The organism is Streptomyces sp. NPDC054783 (genome assembly GCF_053611725.1).
The window spans coordinates 151,062-168,721 of the sequence record NZ_JBSHAY010000003.1 but is presented as its reverse complement, the minus strand read 5'-3'; the positions used below and the strand labels follow the sequence as shown (position 1 = coordinate 168,721).

15 protein-coding genes are annotated in these 17,660 nt (G+C 72.3%); 5 read left to right on the top strand and 10 right to left on the bottom strand.

The window, feature by feature from the left end:
• The first annotated feature begins 33 nt into the window (after positions 1–33).
• Genes ACWGJ5_RS07685 through ACWGJ5_RS07670 form a run of 4 tightly spaced genes read left to right on the top strand, consistent with a single transcriptional unit; the run spans position 34 to position 3,808 of the window.
• On the top strand, positions 34–969 hold the full coding sequence (locus tag ACWGJ5_RS07685; RefSeq protein ID WP_453308860.1) for an ATP-binding cassette domain-containing protein: 936 nt from the start codon (positions 34–36) through the stop codon (positions 967–969).
• Positions 966–1,817 (top strand): ABC transporter permease, encoded by an 852-nt coding sequence (locus ACWGJ5_RS07680; protein WP_453308859.1) that lies wholly within the window; start codon positions 966–968, stop codon positions 1,815–1,817. Before ACWGJ5_RS07685 ends, ACWGJ5_RS07680 begins: the two co-directional genes overlap by 4 nt.
• 45 nt (positions 1,818–1,862) lie before the next feature.
• The gene (locus ACWGJ5_RS07675) at positions 1,863–3,146 is read left to right on the top strand and encodes a histidine kinase (protein WP_453308858.1); all 1,284 of its coding nucleotides are present in this window, start codon (positions 1,863–1,865) and stop codon (positions 3,144–3,146) included.
• Positions 3,143–3,808: a response regulator gene (locus ACWGJ5_RS07670; RefSeq protein ID WP_453308857.1), complete on the top strand. Its 666-nt coding sequence runs from the start codon at positions 3,143–3,145 to the stop codon at positions 3,806–3,808. The genes ACWGJ5_RS07675 and ACWGJ5_RS07670 overlap by 4 nt, the downstream gene beginning before the upstream one ends.
• Positions 3,809–3,848: 40 nt before the next feature.
• Here the strand turns inward: ACWGJ5_RS07670 and ACWGJ5_RS07665 are convergent, their stop codons facing one another.
• From ACWGJ5_RS07665 to ACWGJ5_RS07640, 6 genes are all read right to left on the bottom strand, one after another.
• Positions 3,849–5,753, bottom strand: coding sequence for an ArnT family glycosyltransferase (locus tag ACWGJ5_RS07665; RefSeq protein ID WP_453308856.1), 1,905 nt, complete (start codon positions 5,751–5,753; stop codon positions 3,849–3,851).
• A gap of 84 nt (positions 5,754–5,837) precedes the next feature.
• Positions 5,838–6,857, bottom strand: coding sequence for an NlpC/P60 family protein (locus tag ACWGJ5_RS07660; protein WP_453308855.1), 1,020 nt, complete (start codon positions 6,855–6,857; stop codon positions 5,838–5,840).
• Between the two features lie 112 nt (positions 6,858–6,969).
• Positions 6,970–7,452, bottom strand: coding sequence for a poly-gamma-glutamate biosynthesis protein PgsC/CapC (locus ACWGJ5_RS07655; RefSeq protein ID WP_228621430.1), 483 nt, complete (start codon positions 7,450–7,452; stop codon positions 6,970–6,972).
• The gene (gene pgsB, locus ACWGJ5_RS07650) at positions 7,449–8,912 is read right to left on the bottom strand and encodes a poly-gamma-glutamate synthase PgsB (RefSeq protein WP_453308854.1); all 1,464 of its coding nucleotides are present in this window, start codon (positions 8,910–8,912) and stop codon (positions 7,449–7,451) included. The genes ACWGJ5_RS07655 and pgsB overlap by 4 nt, the downstream gene beginning before the upstream one ends.
• Before the next feature lie 15 nt (positions 8,913–8,927).
• A complete protein-coding gene (locus ACWGJ5_RS07645) occupies positions 8,928–11,180 on the bottom strand; it encodes a HAMP domain-containing protein (RefSeq protein WP_453308853.1) in 2,253 nt (750 codons plus the stop codon).
• Between the two features lie 305 nt (positions 11,181–11,485).
• Complete coding sequence (locus tag ACWGJ5_RS07640) at positions 11,486–12,862, bottom strand: alpha/beta hydrolase family protein (RefSeq protein WP_453308852.1); 1,377 nt, start codon at positions 12,860–12,862, stop codon at positions 11,486–11,488.
• A 215-nt stretch (positions 12,863–13,077) separates the two neighbouring features.
• Between ACWGJ5_RS07640 and ACWGJ5_RS07635 the strand changes: the two genes are divergently transcribed.
• Positions 13,078–13,395: a hypothetical protein gene (locus ACWGJ5_RS07635; RefSeq protein ID WP_453308851.1), complete on the top strand. Its 318-nt coding sequence runs from the start codon at positions 13,078–13,080 to the stop codon at positions 13,393–13,395.
• A gap of 495 nt (positions 13,396–13,890) precedes the next feature.
• Here ACWGJ5_RS07635 and ACWGJ5_RS07630 read toward each other — a convergent pair whose 3' ends face one another.
• From ACWGJ5_RS07630 to ACWGJ5_RS07615, 4 genes are all read right to left on the bottom strand, one after another.
• Positions 13,891–14,220: a hypothetical protein gene (locus ACWGJ5_RS07630; RefSeq protein ID WP_453308850.1), complete on the bottom strand. Its 330-nt coding sequence runs from the start codon at positions 14,218–14,220 to the stop codon at positions 13,891–13,893.
• 71 nt (positions 14,221–14,291) lie between these two features.
• Positions 14,292–14,438 (bottom strand): hypothetical protein, encoded by a 147-nt coding sequence (locus ACWGJ5_RS07625; RefSeq protein ID WP_453308849.1) that lies wholly within the window; start codon positions 14,436–14,438, stop codon positions 14,292–14,294.
• A gap of 146 nt (positions 14,439–14,584) precedes the next feature.
• Positions 14,585–15,961, bottom strand: a complete 1,377-nt coding sequence (locus ACWGJ5_RS07620) for a hypothetical protein (RefSeq protein ID WP_453308848.1) — start codon at positions 15,959–15,961, stop codon at positions 14,585–14,587.
• A gap of 265 nt (positions 15,962–16,226) precedes the next feature.
• Complete coding sequence (locus ACWGJ5_RS07615; RefSeq protein WP_453308847.1) at positions 16,227–17,648, bottom strand: DHA2 family efflux MFS transporter permease subunit; 1,422 nt, start codon at positions 17,646–17,648, stop codon at positions 16,227–16,229.
• Positions 17,649–17,660: the final 12 nt, after the last annotated feature.

The following is a 17,660-nucleotide window of genomic DNA, read 5'->3' as shown; positions in this document are numbered from 1 at the left end:
GCCGGGCGCCGGAGTCCGAGAGAGAGAACGCGAATGATCGAGGCACAGCAGCTCACCAAGAGGTACGGGGAGAAGACGGCCGTCGACGGTCTGGACTTCACCGTGAAGCCGGGTACGGTGACCGGCTTCCTCGGCCCCAACGGGGCGGGCAAGTCCACGACCATGCGCATGATCGTCGGGCTCGACGCGCCGACGAGCGGCTCCGTCACGGTGAACGGTCACCGCTACGCCCGTCACCAGGCGCCGCTGCAGGAGGTCGGGGCGCTCCTGGAGGCGAAGTCGATCCACCCGGGCCGCTCGGCCTACAACCACCTCCGTGCGCTCGCACTGACCCACGGCATTCCGCGCCGCCGGGTCGACGAGGTCGTCGAACTCGCCGGTCTCGGCAGCGTCGCGAAGAAGCGGGCCGGTGCCTTCTCCCTCGGCATGGGACAGCGGCTCGGCATCGCCGCCGCGCTGCTGGGCGATCCGCAGACGGTGATGCTGGACGAGCCCGTGAACGGACTGGACCCCGAGGGCGTGCTCTGGATCCGCAACCTGCTGACCTCGCTCGCCGACGAGGGACGGACGGTGTTCGTCTCCTCGCACCTGATGAGCGAGGTGGCGCTGGTGGCGGACCACCTGATCATCGTCGGCCGGGGCCGGCTGCTGGCCGACACGACCGTACGGGACCTGGTCCGCGAGGCGGGCGGCGACACCGTGAAGGTCGCCACGCAGGATCCGGCACGGCTGCGGGACGTGCTGGCCGGGCCCGGCGTGGAGATCACCGGCCGCATCGGCACGGAGGAACTGCAGGTCACCGGGATGAGCGCCCGTGAGATCGGGCTGAAGGCGGCCGAGCACGGGATCCCGCTGTTCGAGCTGACCACGAAGGCGGTGTCGCTGGAGGAGGCATTCATGGAACTGACCAGGGACGCCGTGGAGTACCACGGCTCCACCGGCACCGAGACCTCCGGGAGCGCGGCATGAGCACCCTCACGGCGACACCAGAGACCCCCGAAGCCGCCGCTCAGGCTCCTGCCCGCCCCGTCTACCGGGTGACCGGACGGCGCGTGCTGGCCTCGGAGTGGGCCAAGCTCTGGTCCCTGCGGTCCACCTGGATCACCCTCGGCCTGGGCCTGCTGTTCCTCGTGGCCTTCGGCGTCATCGCGGCGAGCCACTACAAGTCCAACCTCGACTCCGGCCGGCACATGGACCGCGACTTCGCCTCCGCGACGGCAGTGAGCCTGTCCCTCTTCGGCACGAACTTCGCCCAGCTCGCCCTCGGCGTGCTCGGCGTGCTGGTCACGGCGGGCGAGTACTCCACCGGCATGATCCGCTCGACCCTCGCGGCCGTACCGCGCCGGCTGCCCGTGCTGTGGTCCAAGGCGGCGGTGTACGGACTGGTCGCACTGGTGGTCGCGACCGCCGGCGCGTTCGTCGCCTTCCTCGTCGGCAGCCGGATCGTGTCCGGCACGCCCGCCGCCATGGGCCTCTCGCACGCCGGCGTCGTACGCAGCCTGCTGGGCGCCGGTCTCTACCTCGGCCTGGTCGGCGTGATCGGCGCCGCCCTCGGGGCACTGCTGCGGTCCGTCGCCGGCGGCATCTCGGTCCTGGTCGCCGCCCTCATGCTGGTGCCCGGACTGGTCTCCCTGCTGCCCACCTCCTGGCAGGGCGACATCGACCCCTACCTGCCGAGCCACGCGGGCGAGTCGATCTTCGCGCTGACCCATGACTCCACCACCCTGTCGCCCTCCGCCGGGCTCCTGGTCTTCCTCGGCTGGACGGCACTGGCGCTGGCGGGGGCGGCGTACCGGCTGCTGCGCAGCGACGTCTGAGCGACGTCCGGGTGACGGCACCCGCATCATGGACGGGTGAATTCCGTGACCACCGATGATCTCAGCGGGATGGGGCCGCTGGTCGCCCGGCTCGGCCGGGCCGGCCAGCGGCTCCGGCACGCCGACCGGGACCGTCCGTGGGTGCTGGACACCGCGGTGGTGGTGCTGGTCTTCCTGATGTTCTGCCTGCCGGACCTGCTGCACGGAGTCCATGGGGACGGCGACGGCCCTCGCCGCTTCCGCCTCGCGTTCACCCAGCTGCCCACGCTCGGCATGCTGGCCCTGCAGGCCGGGCTGGTGCTGCCGCTGCTGTGGCGGCGGCGGGCGCCTGCGGTGGCCTTCGGCGCCGTCACGGCCGTGTTCGTCGTCCAGTGGTCCCTCGGCGCCGTGCTCCGTGCGGACGTCGCCCTCTTCGTCGCCCTGTACAGCCTGGCCCTGCACGGGCGGCTACGGCAGCTGTCGTGGGCCTGTGCGGTCGTGGCGGGTGCGCTGGGCCTGGTCGCGGCGCGGGTCTCGGCCGCGGTGCCGGTCTGGGACGCGCTCTTCTTCCTGCTCAGCACGGCGACCGCGGCCCTCGCGCTCGGCCTGATGATCCGCATCCGGCGGGCTCAGCTGGCCGGGCTGCGGGAACGCGCGGCCCGGCTGGAGATCGAACGCGACCAGCGCGGCAGGCTCGCCGTCGCGGCCGAACGGGCGCGGGTGGCCCGCGAGATGCACGACATCGTCGGCCACAACCTGTCCGTCATCATCACCCTCGCCGACGCGGGTGCCTACGCCACCGCCGCCGCCCCGGAGCGGGGCAAGGAGGCCCTGCACCTCATCGGCGACACCGGTCGCCAGGCCCTGAGCGAACTGCGCCGCGTGCTCGGCGTGCTGCGTGAGGCGGACGGCCCGCGGGGCGAGCCCGAACTGAGCCCGCAGCCCGGTCTCACGGACATCGACGCGCTGTGCGAGGGGGTGCGCGCCGCCGGCCTGGAAGTCGTCTACCGGACCGCCGGTGACGTCGACGCCCTCGACAGCGGGGTGCAGCTCACGGTCTACCGCATCGTGCAGGAGGCCCTGACGAACACCCTCAAACACGCCGGCGCGGGCGCCCGTGCGAACCTGGCGATCGTCGTGGCGGACGCACGGCTGACCATCACCGTCCAGGACTCCGGCCCCACCGCACCGGCCGAGCGTCCCGGTACGGCGGACGAGGAAGGACACGGCCTGGTGGGCATGCGCGAACGAGCAGCGCTCTACGGCGGAGACGTGAGCGCGGGTCCCGCGGGCCCGGGATGGACGGTGTGCGCCGCCCTCGACCTCGCTCCCCAGGGCGGTGCCCGGTGACCACCGTGCTCGTCGTGGACGACCAGCCGCTCCAGCGGTACGGCTTTCGCATGCTTCTGGACTCCGTACCCGAGACGGAGGTGGTCGGGGAGGCGGCACACGGAGCCGAGGCCGTGCGCAAGGCCGCCGAACTCCGCCCGGACGTCGTCCTCATGGACGTACGCATGCCCGGCATGGACGGCATCGAGGCCACGCGCCGTATCGCCGCCGCCGGCGACCGTTCCCGCGTCCTCGTCCTGACCACCTTCGACCTCGACGAGTACGTCCACGCGGCCCTGCGCGCCGGAGCCAGCGGCTTCCTCCTCAAGGACGCCCGCCCCGAGGAACTCCTCGCCGGCATCCGCGCGGTGGCCGTCGGCGACGCGGTGATCGCGCCCGCGCTCACCCGCCGCCTGCTGCACGAGTTCGCCCGTCTCGTGCCACCCGGCGGCGGCTCCGCCGAGGACCCGCGCCTCGGTGCCCTCACCGACCGCGAACGCGAGATCCTCGTCGCCATCGGCAAGGGCTGGACCAACGGCGAGATCGCCACGCGTTTCGTCCTGTCGGAGTCCACGGTGAAGACGCATGTCGGCCGCGTCCTGTCCAAGATCGGCGCCCGTGACCGCATCCAGGCGGTGATCTTCGCCTACGACCACGGCCTGGCCCGGCCTCACTCGGACTGACCGGCGCCTTCGGCCACGGGCAGGCACCTGTGCACCCGGCTCACCTCTGGGGGCTGCAGTCGTACAGGGTGAAGCTGCCGCCGGTGCGGCGGCCGTAGGCGGAGGGCCGGACGCGGGTGCAGTGGGACTTCACCCAGGTGGTGGCGGGGGTGGTGGGGCGTGCGGTGGTGAGCAGCGCGTAGCGCAGCTGGTGGGCGGTGACGAGGCTGCCGAGCTGCTGGGCGGTGGGGAAGGGCGTGCTGCCGGTGAAGCCGCCCATGACGAGGATCGGCTCGGACTTCGCGCGCAGCAGGGGCTCGGCGGTGTAGGCGGCCTGGGTGGCGAGCAGGTACTTCTCGCCGTGACGGTGCGTGGTGAGGTAGCCGAGCAGGGCGGTGTCGCGGGCGCCGGGCTGGTCGAGCCCTATCCTCCGCGGGGCGTGGCGGGGGTGGTACGCCTTGCCGACCGGACCGGTCATCGGCGAGGTGGCGGCGCCCGCGTAGAGCGGGTCGAGGCCGGCGAAGGCCCAGCCGGCCGGTACGACCAGGGTGGCCGCGATGCCGGCGGCGAGGGCGCCGTGGACCATCCGCGGGGAGGTGCGCGGCCCGCTGGTCCACAGGCCCACCGCGCTGCACAGTGCGAGCATCACGGCGACCGGCAGCAGCCAGGAGACGAACCGGGTCGGCCAGTCGAGCACCAGCGCCCACGCCGCTGTCAGCACGATCGCCGCCGGCAGGGCCGTGCGCCGCCGGGCGCCCGACTCGGACTCCGAGTCGTACTCCGACCGGAACAGCGCGAGCCCGCCGCCGGCCAGTGCGGCCAGTGCCGGGGCGATGACGGCCGTGTAGTAGGCGTGGTTGCCGTTGGAGACGCTGAACACCACGGCATGCACGGCCAGCCAGCCGCCCCAGAGCACGAATCCCGTGCGCAGCGGGTCGGTTCGCGGTTGTCCGGTGCGCCAGACGACGCCCAGGACCGCGGCGAGCACGGCGAGCGGCAGGAACCAGGCGATCTGCGGGCCGACCGTGTGGTTGATCAGCATGTCCCAGCCGGTGTTGCCGGTGGTGCGGCTGGCGGCGGTGCCCGCGACGGCGCCGAACGCGGTGGAGTCGCTGCTGAAGCGGCTCAGGCCGTTGTAGCCGAAGACCAGGGTGAACGGATCGTTGTCGGACGTGCCGTCGAGGTACGGGCGGCTCGCGGCCGGTGTCACCCAGGTGATCAGCACCCAGGAGCAGGAGACCGCCAGGGCGACCGCACCGGCCAGCAGGACGCGCAGGCCCCGGTTCAACCGGGTTCCGGGCGCGGCGAGTTGGTAGACCGCGGCGAAGACCGGCAGCACCAGCCACGCCTGCAGCATCTTCGCCTGGAAGGCGAGCCCGACCCAGATCCCGCAGGTGATCAGCGGCAGCAGCCGCTCGGTGCGCACCGCCTTCTGCAGCGCCCCGGCGGCCGCCACCAGCAGCAGGGTGAGCGCGGTGTCGGGGATGGTGGCCCGGTCGAGGGCCACGGTGACCGGGGTGAGGGTGAGCGTCAGCGCGGCGACCAGCGCGGCGAACGGCCCGGCCCAGGCCCGGACGATCCGATGCAACAGCCATACGGTGAGCACCCCCTCGACGACCTGCGGAAGCGCGGCCGCCCAGGTGTGCGGGCCGAAGAGCCAGACGGACACGGCGTCGGGCCAGAAGGCGCCGGGCAGCTTGTCGATGCTGATGGAACCGCTCGCGTCGAGCCCGCCGAAGAAGAAGGCCCGCCAGCTGTCGGCCATCGACCGTATCGCCGCACCGTAGAAGGGGTGGAGCGCGGCGTGCCCGATGCCCCAGGAGTACAGCACCGTGGCGAGGACCAGCACCGCGGCGAGCGCAGGGCGCTCCCAGCGCGGGGCGTCTTCCGGCGGGCCGGAGCGGCGGTTCGCCGCCCGGCGGCCTCGGTGCGCGCCGGTGGGCTGGGCGGCGGGGATGGCGGTCATGGCAGTGGTCCTCGGATCAGCAGGTCAGGTGAGGCGGTGGTGCTCAGGCGGTGGGATCACCGGGCGGGGGTCACAGGCGCGGGGTCACAGGCGGCGGGCCGCCCGGAAGCCGCGGGCGTAGAAGTCGGTGCCGTCCAGCAGCGAGCGGCCCGACAGGTCGCCCAGCGTGGGGCCGTTGGCGGCGGAGCGGCTGGAGTAGAAGCGGTGCCGGCCCTGGTCGTCGAGGCCCATGTACATGCCGCAGTGGTCGATGAAGTCGGGCCGGTCCTTGATGATGGCGAAGAAGACCAGGTCGCCGGGTTGCAGGGCGCCCAGGTCGGTGGGCTGCGCGCCGGTGTCGGGGATCACCAGGCGGCCGGGGCCGTAGGCGGCGATGGCGAAGGCGCGGCGAGGCAGGCCGGTGCCCCGGGTGTTGGTGTTGTGCAGGGGGACGCCCATGCGGTAGCCCCACACCAGACGCTGGAAGCCGGAGCAGTCGACGTCGCCGTAGCGGGCCTGCTCCGGCTGCACGCGCGTGCCGTCCGGGAAGGTCCAGTCAATGCCCAGATAGTCGTAGAAGTCGGACTGTTCGTCGTGGTAGGCGAAGTCCAGCGGGTTGTTGACCTTGGAGTTGCGCGGGCCGAAGTGGGCGGTGCCCGCGTAGCGCACGCCGGACGCGTTGTGCTTGTCGGGCGCCCCGGCGCTCGAGTACTCGAACGCCACCGCGAAGACGTCCGGGCTGCTGTCGCCGAGCGCCTTGTGGAACCAGCCCTTGAACCAGGCGGACTTCTCCATGCCCTGCCGCCACTCGTGCGGCAGCACCCGCACCCAGGCGTCCGTGGTCACCTTGACCTCGGTGGTCCGCGGCTCGCTGAAGGTGCGGCTGGGCCCGGTGAGTACGGCCGTACGGGCTCCGTCGGTGAAGGTGGCGAGCGTGCCGCCGTCGGCGGCGCGGACCACGGTCCGGTCGGGGGCGGACAGCCGCTCGAAGGTGTGCGGCCCGGTGGGCCGGGCGCTCGGGCCGGTGCCCGTGCCGTCGGCGGCCGTACCGCCGAGGTCGCCGCCGCCGCGGTCGTGCCCGAGGTGGTCCCAGGCGTACCCGCCCGCCACTCCGGCGGCTGCCACGCCTGCGATCGTCCCGAGCACGGCGCGGCGAGTCGGGCGGCTGCCTCTGCCGACGGGTTGGGAGTGCATGGCCGGTCCTCCTGGAAGTGCGAGGTGAGGGGCGGTGGTCAGGTCAGCCGGTGGGCAGGACGCCGATCAGCAGACCGGAGACCAGCACCACGTACGTGGCCAGCGTCACCGCCGTGGTCGAGATCAGTGTGGCCGCCATCGGCTGGCGGACCATCTGGTAGGAGACCAGGCCGGGGACGATGAAGCCAAGGGTCTGTGACGTGTACAGCAGCGGAAACTCGTGGCTGAGGGCGAGCATCACGGTGGTCTGCATCAGCACCGCGCACAGCACGACCGCGGCGAACAGCCGCTTGCCGTAGAGAATCACCGTGCGCTGCACCAGCTTCGTCGCGAAGTACGTGAGCGCCGCGACGCCGACCATCAGGGCGGCCATCTGCACGTCGGTGACGAGCGTGAGGGCGATCCAGCCGGGGGTGATCATCCCTCCGGGGGAGAGGTTGGTGGTCAGGTAGCAGACGAGCGAGAAGACCAGCCCGAGGGCGATCCCGAGCGCGGCGGTCTGTGCGGTGAGGTTGGCGGGGATCACGGGTTCCTCGTGGGCTGGTGCGGGTCGTAGGAGGGGTGCGGGGCGTCCGCGGCGCGCTCGCCGTCGGGCCGGCCCTGGCGGGCGGCGAACCGGCGGGCCAGTTCACGCTGTTCCGGGATGTGGAAGCCGTACGCCGGTGTCTCCAGCGGTGCCACCCAGCTGTACGGCTCCGGCTCGGGCGGCCGGGCCACCGCGATCCGCGGCCGGGGCACGGCGATCTGCATGGTCTCCTGGTCCAGGCCGTCGCCGTCGGGTACGGCGTCGAGCGGGTCCTCGGACTCGTCCAGCGGCAGCTCGGCGAGGCATTCCAGGAACAGCTCGCCCTGGCCGTGGATGTTGCCGATCGCCACCAGCGAGGAGGCAGGGCCGAGTTCCGCGAGCATCGCCGCGGTCAGTTCCTCGGGGTCCCGGCGGTCGCCGCCGAGATCCACCACCCGCCCGGTGAAGGAGGCCGGGATCGCGTCGCGGGCGCTCTTGGTGGGGTGGCCGATCAGGAACACCGTCTCGGCGGCGAGGTCGGGGACGATCGCGCCCATCTGGCCGTTGCGCTCCACCCGGTCCGGGCGGCAGTTGATGACCACGTTGAGCGGCCGTCTGATCGCGCCGAGATCCTCCAGCTGCTTGACGTTCATCAGCGTCGACTCGGGGTCGTTGGCCGCGAAGACGTTGGCGAACCGCAGCCGCTTGCCCTCGGGGGTGACGTAGCGCTCCACCGACAGCACGCCCGGGTCCGGCGGCGCGTCCCACATGCCCTGCATCGCGGTCTGCCGGTCCACGCCGAGCAGTTCGGCGACGGTGAGCGCGATCGCCACGTTCTCCTTGAAGGTGAACCAGCTGAAGCCGCGCAGTTCCTCGTCGGTGACCGTCTCCGGATCGGCGTAGACGAGCTTGCAGTTACGGGCGTCGGCCTCCTCCTGGAGGATGTGGAAGCGGTCCTTCTCCGCCGTCACGCACACCCCGCCCACCGGCATCGAGCGGGACAGGGAGCGGGCGACGTCGTCCAGCGTCGGCCCCATCTCCTCCAGATGGTCCTCGCGGACGTTGCACAGCACGCCGATCGTGGACCGGATCAGCTTCTCCTGGTTGATCTCCTGCAGTGCGGGCATCACCGCCATGCACTCGATCACCAGCGCGTCCGGCCGGTAGGTCGCCGCCCGCCGCACGATGCCGATCTGCTCGACGATGTTGGACAGCCCGAACTTGCGGTACACCGGCTCCTCGGTGGCGTCCGGGTGGATGAACCGGGCCGCGGTGCCGGTGGTCTTGGCCACCGTGACCAGGCCGCCGCCGCGCAGCGCGCCCGCGCACAGCCGGGTGATCGAACTCTTGCCGCGGATGCCGTTGACCAGCACCCGCGTCGGTATCTGCTCCAGCGAGGCGAAGTGCCGCTGCTGCTCCAGGATTCCGGCGATCCACAGCGCGGCACAGGACAGCAGGACTATGACATAGAGGAAGAGCATGCCGATTCCGTCCTTCTACCGCTGGAGGGTGTTCTCGCGCAGGGACCCGGAGGCCCTGGCGGCGTGGCCGGATCTGGCCGCCCGGTCGCGGTCCGCCAGGGCCTGGCGTATCAGCTCCAGGCCGCGGGTGACGGAGCCGATCTCGTCGTGGTTGACCGGGTGCAGCACGGTGCGGCGGTCTCCGCCGGCGAGCCGCTCGACGAGCACGGCGACGGCGCGCAGCGGCCGGATCACCACGACATGCAGCCAGCCCAGGCAGGCCGCGCCCAGGCTGAGGCCCAGGATCCCGGCGAGCATGGTGCGCTGCTCGGCCTGCACCGCGGGGATCTGGAGCGCGGCCGCGGGCTCCGCGGTCACCACGTGCCAGCCGAGACGGGCCGTCGGGCCACTCTGCGCCAGCGGCGCGGCCGCGTCGACCGACGGGCCGGAGGACGTGCGGAGCACCGCCGAGGTCGCGGTGCCGGCCGTACCCGCGGCGCCCTGGGTGGCGCGGGCGAGACGGGTCATGCCGGAGTCGGGCAGCGACTGGAAGGCGCGGTAGCCCACGCTCGCCGCCAGCACCCTGGTGTCGTCGTCCGTCACCCAGACGCTGCCCAGCTTCGGCCTGGCCAGAACGGAGTTGAGTGCCTTGACGTCGATCTCGCCGAACAGGACCACCCCGGCCGCCGGGGCCTTGCCCTTGACGGCCCGGACCTGGGCGTAGGCGGCGATCGCCGGGATCCGGCCCGAGGTGTTGACGGTGGTGATCCCGCCGCCGTCGGGCACGTGGACGAGGGTGCGCAGCGGTGTGTCGCCCACCCTCAGCGTGATGCCGCCCGAGCGGTCCAGGAGATACAGCGAGCGGTACTGCTTGTGGTCGGCGAGGGTGTGCCGCAGAACCTCGGTCTGGGCGGCGCGGCTCCGGCCCGGCAGACCCGCCGCCACGTCGCTCAGGTCGGTGTACGACTGGTCGAGGGACTGCCGGATCCGGTTCGCCGCGATCTGGGTGCGCGCCTGCTGGTCGGCGAGGACCGGGACCGGAACCGCGGTCGCGGTGTCCGCCCGGTTCAGCATGAAGATCATCGGCACCGCCCAGCAGGCCAGCACCACCACGCCGACCACGGCCAGCGCCCGGTAGCCCGGTCCGCGCCGGGCCGGGAACTCCTGCGGGCCGCTCTCGCCGAGCAGTTGCCGGCGCAGTGACTCAAGGGCCCGCCCGATCCGGGCCAGTTCCCCGAAGCCGTGCACCGGAACCGGCCGGAACAGCTCCTCCAGTGCGCCCGGCCCGTCCTCGGTCGCGCCCCGGGCCAGGCGGCCGGCGGACAGGTACAGCCGCAGCAGGGGCTGCTGCACGAAGAAGTGCAGCACCAGCCCGAGCAGCAGCGCGAGCGCGGCCAGCGCCCCTGCGGCCTCGAGCGCGAAGCCCGAGTAGTCGGCGGCGGTGGTCGTGGCGGGCACCGCGCGGGAGGTGAACACCACCAGACCGAGGTCGTCGGTGTCGCCCGAACCGGTCGCCGAGGCGACCTGGGCCCAGCCGGCCACCGTGCGCCGGCTGCCCGTGGCGGCGCCCAGCAGGCTTCCCGAGGCGTCGGTGTCACGCCCCGCCCCCTTCGCCGCGCGGGCCGCCGACGCGGGCAGACCGCTGTCGGCGGCGGCCGGCGACGCCGCGCCGTGGGCCGTGGTGGCGAGCGACGTGCCGCTCGCGTCCAGCACTTCGGCGGTGCGTCCGTCGCCGTACGTCGTGAGGGCGGGGAGGGTCTCGCAGACCACCAGCAGCCACTGCCGCTCGGGCCGGCTCGGCGCCTGGAACTGGTCCTGGTTGGCGTCCTCCTGCTGCGCGGGCAGCGTGACCCTGGCGAAGTACAGCAGTTGCCGCGTGCCGCCCGAGGTCACCAGCCGGGGCGGGACCGCCCCGTGCCCGGACGCCGTCCTGGGGACGTCCACCCCGCCCAGCGGCACCGGTCTGCCGCCGGCCGCCAGCAGTTTGCCGGTGTGCGGGTCGAGCAGCGCACTGCCGAGGACCGCCTTCCTGGCCGAGGTCAGCGCCTTGAGCGCGGCCGCGGGGGTCGAGGTGCTCGTCGCCGGGTACGCGCCCGCCGAACGGCGTACGGTGCTCGCCTCGACGTCGATCGTGGTGCGCACCGACTGCGCGGTGTCCGCGGCGATCTGCTGCTCGCCGTTCAGCACGGCCTGCGGCACCCGCTCGGCGTGTACGCCGTCGAGGCCGATCACGGTCAGGGCGGCGACCACCAGCAGGAGTACGACGAGCGCGGCTATCGGCGGGCGCACCCCGCCAAGCATCGGCATATCGGCGCGGCGTCGGATGCGGTGCCGGCGCGGCGCCCGGGGTGCGGAGGGCAGGGCAGCGGGTCCTTCCTCAATTGGCGCCGAGCGCCCGAATGTTCGACAGTGCGAACACTTTAGCCTCATGCGATCACATAACCATCACACTTTCGTCCCCGTGTCGTACGTGCGGCCGGGGACACCGGGCGACGACCGGCGGAAGCGGGGCCGCTCCGCCACTGCCTCCCGGACACGTCGAAGGGCGGACCACGAACAGATCCCGCCCTTCGGATGCCCGGTCGGCTGTCCGGTCAGCGGACGAAGGAGATCTCCGGGTACTTCTGGTTGGGCCCGTCGAGCAGGCTGCTGTGCTGGTGGCGCAGCTCCTGGTCGAAGAAGGCCGCGAGATAGGCGCGTTGGACCGCGACCGCGCGGTCCGGATCGATCGTGCCGAACTGCTGCTGGAGCTGAGCCTGGGAGAGCCCGAGCAGGCCCGCCTCCTGCGGCACCATCCACTCGTTGTCGCTGAACGACAGGTGCGCCGCGCCATGGAGCTGGACGTCGACCCGGTAGCCCTTCAGATGCGACCACAGCGTGCGCCACGACCCGTCGTCGTTGCGGTTGTGGGTGCCGGAGCTGAAGAGCATGAAGGGGCGGTCCAGGTCCTTGCTCGGCGCCGTCCCGAAGAACTGGCCGTCCAGGTTGGCGCCGGCCTTGATACGGGAGTCGAGCTGCATGGCGGTGTCGACCGCCGCGCCGCCCAGCGACCAGCCGAACATCCCGATGCGGGACATGTCCACGGCGCCCGACAGCCCGGTGGGGAGCGTGGGGTGGCCGGGGTCCGGGTTGCCGCCCTTGCTGATCGTGCCGAGCTGGTTGATGACGAACCGGATGTCGGCCGCGCGGACCTTCAGCGTGTCGGAGGAGTGGGTGCCCGCCGGCATCGTGTTGACCTCGACCCGATTGCCGGGGAACTGCACCTCGTTGGCGTCGTGGGTGTGGTCGACGGTGACGACGAGGTAGCCGCGGCTGGCGAGGTCCTGGGCGAGCGCGGTGCCCATCGCGCGGTCCGAGTGCAGCCCGGTCGAGTACAGCAGGACGGGCAGCTTGCCGAGCTTGGTGTTCACCGGGGCGAGGACATGGCCCGCGGTCCTCGGCAGGGTCACCTGCTGCGGCGACAGCCCGCGCGTGGCGAGGAAGTGGGCGCCGGAGAGCGACGGCATCCACGGCGCCTGGTAGTGCCCGGAGGTGGCGGTGGCCGGGTACCAGAGCGACACCATCAACTCGCGAGACGTACTGCCGGGCACGTACGGATCCGTACGGGACTTGTCGACGAGGTGCAGGCCGACCATGCCCACGCTGTACGGCCCGGTCGGCGCGGGCATGTTGAGCTGGAGGGCGGACGCACCCGTGCGGCCGGACGAGAGGGCCTCGGGGTGTACGGCCTTGTGGTGCAACGGCGCGTCGTCGTTCTCGGGCGCCCAGGGTGTCTTCTGGCCGGGCTGGTCGGTCTGTTCGGGCTGGTCGGGCTGGTCGGGCGAGTACCCGGTGGCCGCGGGCTTGTCGGACGTCTTCCCGGCGGCCATCGCCGGCGTCATCCCCGCACCCAGGGCGACGGCCAGCGCACCCGCCGTACCGACCGCTCTGGCTATCCCTCTGCGACGGTGGCGCGGGCGGCGGTGTTTCATGGGACCCCCTTGTTGGTCAGCGATCGCAGAACGGGCGACCGACTGCCGCACACCGTACCGCCGCAGTGGCCGACGGACCCACGCTCCCCCGGATGCCACCGGAGCGGACACACTCGGCGTGGGGGTCCACCGCCGCCAAGCCCTTCTCATTTACACTCTGGTTGTCACATAGGGTGAGGATCATTCCACAGAGGGTGATGATGGATGTGAGAAGCGTGCTCGAAGCGCTGCGTAGTCCGCGGCGCCCCCTTGTGCTCGGCGCGGTGCTGACCGTCGCGCTCGTCGTGCAGTCAGCCGTGCTCATCGCCCAGCAGATGTGGATCGACGATCTGCAGACACAGCCGGTCGGCCTCCAGGAGCGCCTCCAGACCACTCCGTCGGGCCCCCCCGGCCCGCCGGGACCTGCCGGTCCCATCGGCCCGCCGGGCAAGGACGGGACGGACGGCCAGGACGGACAGAACGGGACCGAGGGCCGTTCCGGGAAGGACGGGACGGACGGGAAGGACGCCGTCTGCCCACCGGCGTCGAGCTAGACGTTCGGTCGGCTGCGGACAGCACCCTGGGCGAACTGCAGCACCCGACTTTCACTTTGGGTGTCACACAGCATGAGGAGCGATGTGAACAGCGTGAACGAGGCATTGCGTGGCCCGCGGCGCCGCCTTGTGCTCGGCGCAGTGCTGACTGTCCTGCTCATCGTGCAGTCAGCTGCGCTCGTCGGCCATCAACAGCGGCTCGACGAGCTCCAGGCACGGCGCATCGACCTCCAGGGGAACGGCATCAAGCACGACCCGCTCGGCTCGCCCGGCCCCTCAGGTCCCTCCGGTCCGCCCGGCCCCACCGGCCCGACAGGCAGACCGGGGCACCACGGGCGTCCCGGTCATCCCGGCAGGAGGGGTCGTCCCGGCCCACGGGGGAGGAACGGCAGGCCGGGGCAGGTCATCATTGCCAAGCCGTCCTCGAGTGCGCGGGGTGAGCGGGATGACCGGGGCGAGCGGGACGACGACGAGTAGAAGACGGCCGACGCCGTTTCACGGTTTTCGCGGCGGCCCGTCGCAGCGGCGGACCTGCACCCGGCCCGAATCGCTGAGCGGCACCCGTTCCGCCCGGCTCAGCGCCTCCTCCTCGGAGGGGACGTCGGTGATCCACAGCCCGCCGACCTCCAGCACCCCCTCGCCGGCGCGCTCCTCGTGTTCGGCGGCGGCCGGGCGGGCGAGCCGTGCTCCGTAGACGATCCGGACACCCGCCTCCGTCATCGCGCGGCCGTACGCGCGGTTGGCGGTGAAGCGCTCCTCGCGCTCCTGCGGGGTCATCCGGTCCCAGTCCGACTCCTGCCCGAAGACCGGCAGCGCGAATTCCATGGTCCTCCCCTCTCCAGTCGGCCCAGCGGTTTCCAGGTGCCTTCCGGTCGGCGCCCGCGCCTTCGCACCGGCTACATCTGACGGCTCGCCAGGCGGGCGAGGAGTCCGTCGCGGCCGGCGAGCAGTTCCTCGTACCGGCCCTGCTGGACGACCCGGCCCTGGTCCATGACGATGATCCGGCCGGCTTCGGCGACCCGACCGGCGTCCGGACTGGACAACAGCTGAGCCCCAGGCAACTGACCTGGGGCTTCCCATGGAGCGGGTGCTGAGTTCGACGCTGTCGCCGACCCGAACCCGACAGCCGCCCAGGCAGAACGCCCGGCTGGGAATCCCAGCCGAGCGCTTGCCCGAAGTGCTCCTGGACTCAGTCGGAGGTGATGTCGACCGTGACGGTGCCATAGGCACTGGCGTGCCGCGCGTCGCCCGCGTACTGGACGGTGTACTGCACATCGCCCTTGGCCCTCGGACGGTCGGTGTAGCTGAACGTCCCGTCCGCGGCGACGGGCGCGGACCCGATCAGCGTGCCCTCACCCGCCGTGGGGTCGTCGAGCCGCCAGATGTCGACGGTGCTCCCCGCGCCGAACCCCACGGGCGCTTCGAGCCTTCCGGTGAGGGTGAGGTCCTGGTTGCGGGGTGAGGAAGCGGGTGCCTGCACGGTGACGGTGGTGGAGACCTGCGGGTGGTTCAGGACCTGCAGGCTCAGGGACGAAGAGCTGCCGGCCTGGGTGACGGCGAAGATCCGGCTGCCGTCCGGGGTCCAGGCCAGACCGCCGGGCTCGAGGGTGGTGGCGGCGTAGGCGGAGGGCGGCGGGAAGTCCCAGGCCGCGAAGGCCGTGGAGTTGCCCGGCGTGAACAGCTGGACGTCGGGCCCGGAGGGTCCGTAGACGCCCGCCGCGATCGTGCCGTCGGGGGCGACGGCCACCGCGCTGGGGGACCAACTGGTGGTGTAGAGGCCGTCGTCCGACAGGTCGGCCGTGCGCAACACCTGGTGGTAGTGGGCCGAGGCACAGGCGATGACGACCTGCCCGGCGTCCGGCGTCAGCGCGAGGTCCTGCAGACTCTCGCATCCGTCCGGCCCCGGATTGACGCGCTCGGCCCGTACGCCGGCCTGGCCCGCACTCACGTCGTACACCGCCACGGTGGCGTAGTTGCCGTCCGACTCGGCGGCGACGAGGGTGTCCGGATGCTGCGGCGTGGCGGCCAGGAGGGGCGCGTCGCGGAACGTGTCGAGTCCCTGGCCGCGTGCGACGACCGGCTGGGCTCCGCTCAGGTCCAGGGAGCCGAGGGCACCGTTCCAGGTGTCGACGCTGTAGCCGAACCAGATCTTCCCCCCGGCCAGCGCGAGGGAGGTCGGGCCGGCGTAGGCGCCCGCGCCGGTGCCGGTGTCGTACCGGGCGGTCTCCTGCAGAGTGGCGGTGTCGATCGCGGCGATCGCGCCGGCGTCGCGGAGTGCCACGTACAGCGTGCCGGAGTCGCTGGACAGCGCCATTCCCCAGGCGCCGGCCTCACCGTTGAACTGCTTCACGACCTGGCCGGTGTAGTCCGTCACCACAACGCTGCCACCGGACGGGTCGCTGAGAAACACATGCTGATGAGCTGCGTCGACAGCGATGTCACGATACGAGCTGATCGGCAGTGAGGTACTGGTGTCCGCGGCAGCCGTGGTCACACCGAAGCCGAGGAGCGAGAGGCCCAGGGCACCCGAGAGTGCTGCTCTTTCGGCGAACTGTCCTATGCGCAAGTGTCCGGTCGCTTCCTTCAGTAGGACGTCTGCAGGTGAGCCAGGCAGGAGGCACGACAAGCAGAGCGGTCGGGCGTGTTGCTCGTCGCCGCCGGCGTCTTGATCAACAAGCGGCACTCATCCAGCGCAGAGGCCCAGCCGGACGTCACACCTTCGATCGCAACGCCGTCCTCACCCTCGATCGACACGGCTTCCGCGTCGTGGGACCACTGGGCCGCCGTGATCCGCGGACCTCGACAGCCTGCGGATCAGGATCCGACGGCGGTCACCCCGCCGTGTCCGCCGTGGCGAGCGGCGGGCTGGGCTTGAGCCGGGCGGCGACGCGTTCGGCGGTGGCGGTGGCCCAGGGGCCGGTGGTGACGGTGCCCAGGGCCAGGATGGCCGCCCCGCACCCGGTGACGATCCACCAGGCCGCAGGCCGCGCACCGGAGGCGACCGCGGCGCCGATCACCGCGATGCCGAGCGAGGAGCCGACCTGACGGCTCGTCGCCGCGACCGCGGCGGCGACCCCGGCCTGGGCGCGCGGCATGCCGGACACCGCCGTGTAGGTGATCGGGGCGTTGACGAAGCCGAAGCCGACACCGAACAGCGCGTACGTGACGTACAGCAGGAGGTCCGAGGGGTGGGCGGAGCGGGTGACGACGACGGCCAGTACACCGCTGGCGGCGATGCCGGCCCCCGCGAGCAGCAGCGGAATCCGCGGACCGCGGCTGCCGACGATCCGCCCGGACAGCGGCGGGCACACCAGGGACAGTACCGCCATCGGCAGCAGGTGCAGCCCGGCGCCCAGGGCGCTCAGTCCCACCACCCGTTGCAGATAGAGGGTGTTGGCGAACAGGAAGCCGCCGAGCGCGCCGAAGGCGAGGATGGCTGTCGCGGTGGCCCCGCTGAAAGGTGCGCTGCTGAACAGCCGCGGATCGATCAGCGGTTCGGCGCGCCGGTTCTCGTACGGTACGAAGGCGGCCAGCGTGCCCGCCGCCACGATCAGGCAGGCCACGATCGGCGGGGCGGTCCAGCCCTCGCCGGGCGCCTCGATGACGGCGTACGTCAGCGTGCCGAGCAGGATGATCACCAGCAACTGGCCCACAGGGTCGGTGCGTCGGGCCGTCGGTGCGTGGGACTCCGGGACGAACAGTGCGGCGAGCGCCAGCGCGGCCAGCCCGATCGGCACGTTCAGCCCGAACACCGACCGCCATCCGGCCGACTCCACCAGTACCCCGCCGAGAACCGGCCCGGCCGCCATGCTCAGGCCGACCACCGCGCCCCAGACGCCGATGGCCCGTGCCCGCTCCCGTGGTGCGGTGAAGGTGTTGGCGAGGATGGCCATGGCGACGGGGGTGAGCATGCTGCCGCCCACCGCCTGCACCATACGGAAGACGACCAGCCAGCCCGTCGTGGGCGCCAGGCTGCACAGGGCCGACCCACCGGTGAACAGCACGAGACCGAGCTGGAAGACGCGCCGCCGTCCGACTCGGTCGGCGGTGGCACCGGCCAGGGTCAGCAGCGAGGCCAGGACGATGGTGTACGCGTCGAGCGTCCACTGCAGACCTGGGACGGACGAGTGCAGGGACCGCTGCATCGAGGGGAGTGCGACGTTGAGGACGGTGACGTCGAGACTGACCAGCAGCACGCTCAGGCAGCAGACGGCCAGGACGGGGGCGCGCCGCCCCGGTACGGGATCGGGCACGTGGGCTCCCGC

Coding starts and splice junctions, on each gene's coding strand:
- ACWGJ5_RS07685 (WP_453308860.1), top strand. CDS start 34: ATGATCGAGGCACAGCAGCTCACCAAGAGGTACGGGGAGAAGACGGCC.
- ACWGJ5_RS07680 (WP_453308859.1), top strand. CDS start 966: ATGAGCACCCTCACGGCGACACCAGAGACCCCCGAAGCCGCCGCTCAG.
- ACWGJ5_RS07665 (WP_453308856.1), bottom strand. CDS start 5,753: ATGACCGCCATCCCCGCCGCCCAGCCCACCGGCGCGCACCGAGGCCGC.
- pgsB (WP_453308854.1), bottom strand. CDS start 8,912: ATGCTCTTCCTCTATGTCATAGTCCTGCTGTCCTGTGCCGCGCTGTGG.
- ACWGJ5_RS07640 (WP_453308852.1), bottom strand. CDS start 12,862: ATGAAACACCGCCGCCCGCGCCACCGTCGCAGAGGGATAGCCAGAGCG.
- ACWGJ5_RS07630 (WP_453308850.1), bottom strand. CDS start 14,220: ATGGAATTCGCGCTGCCGGTCTTCGGGCAGGAGTCGGACTGGGACCGG.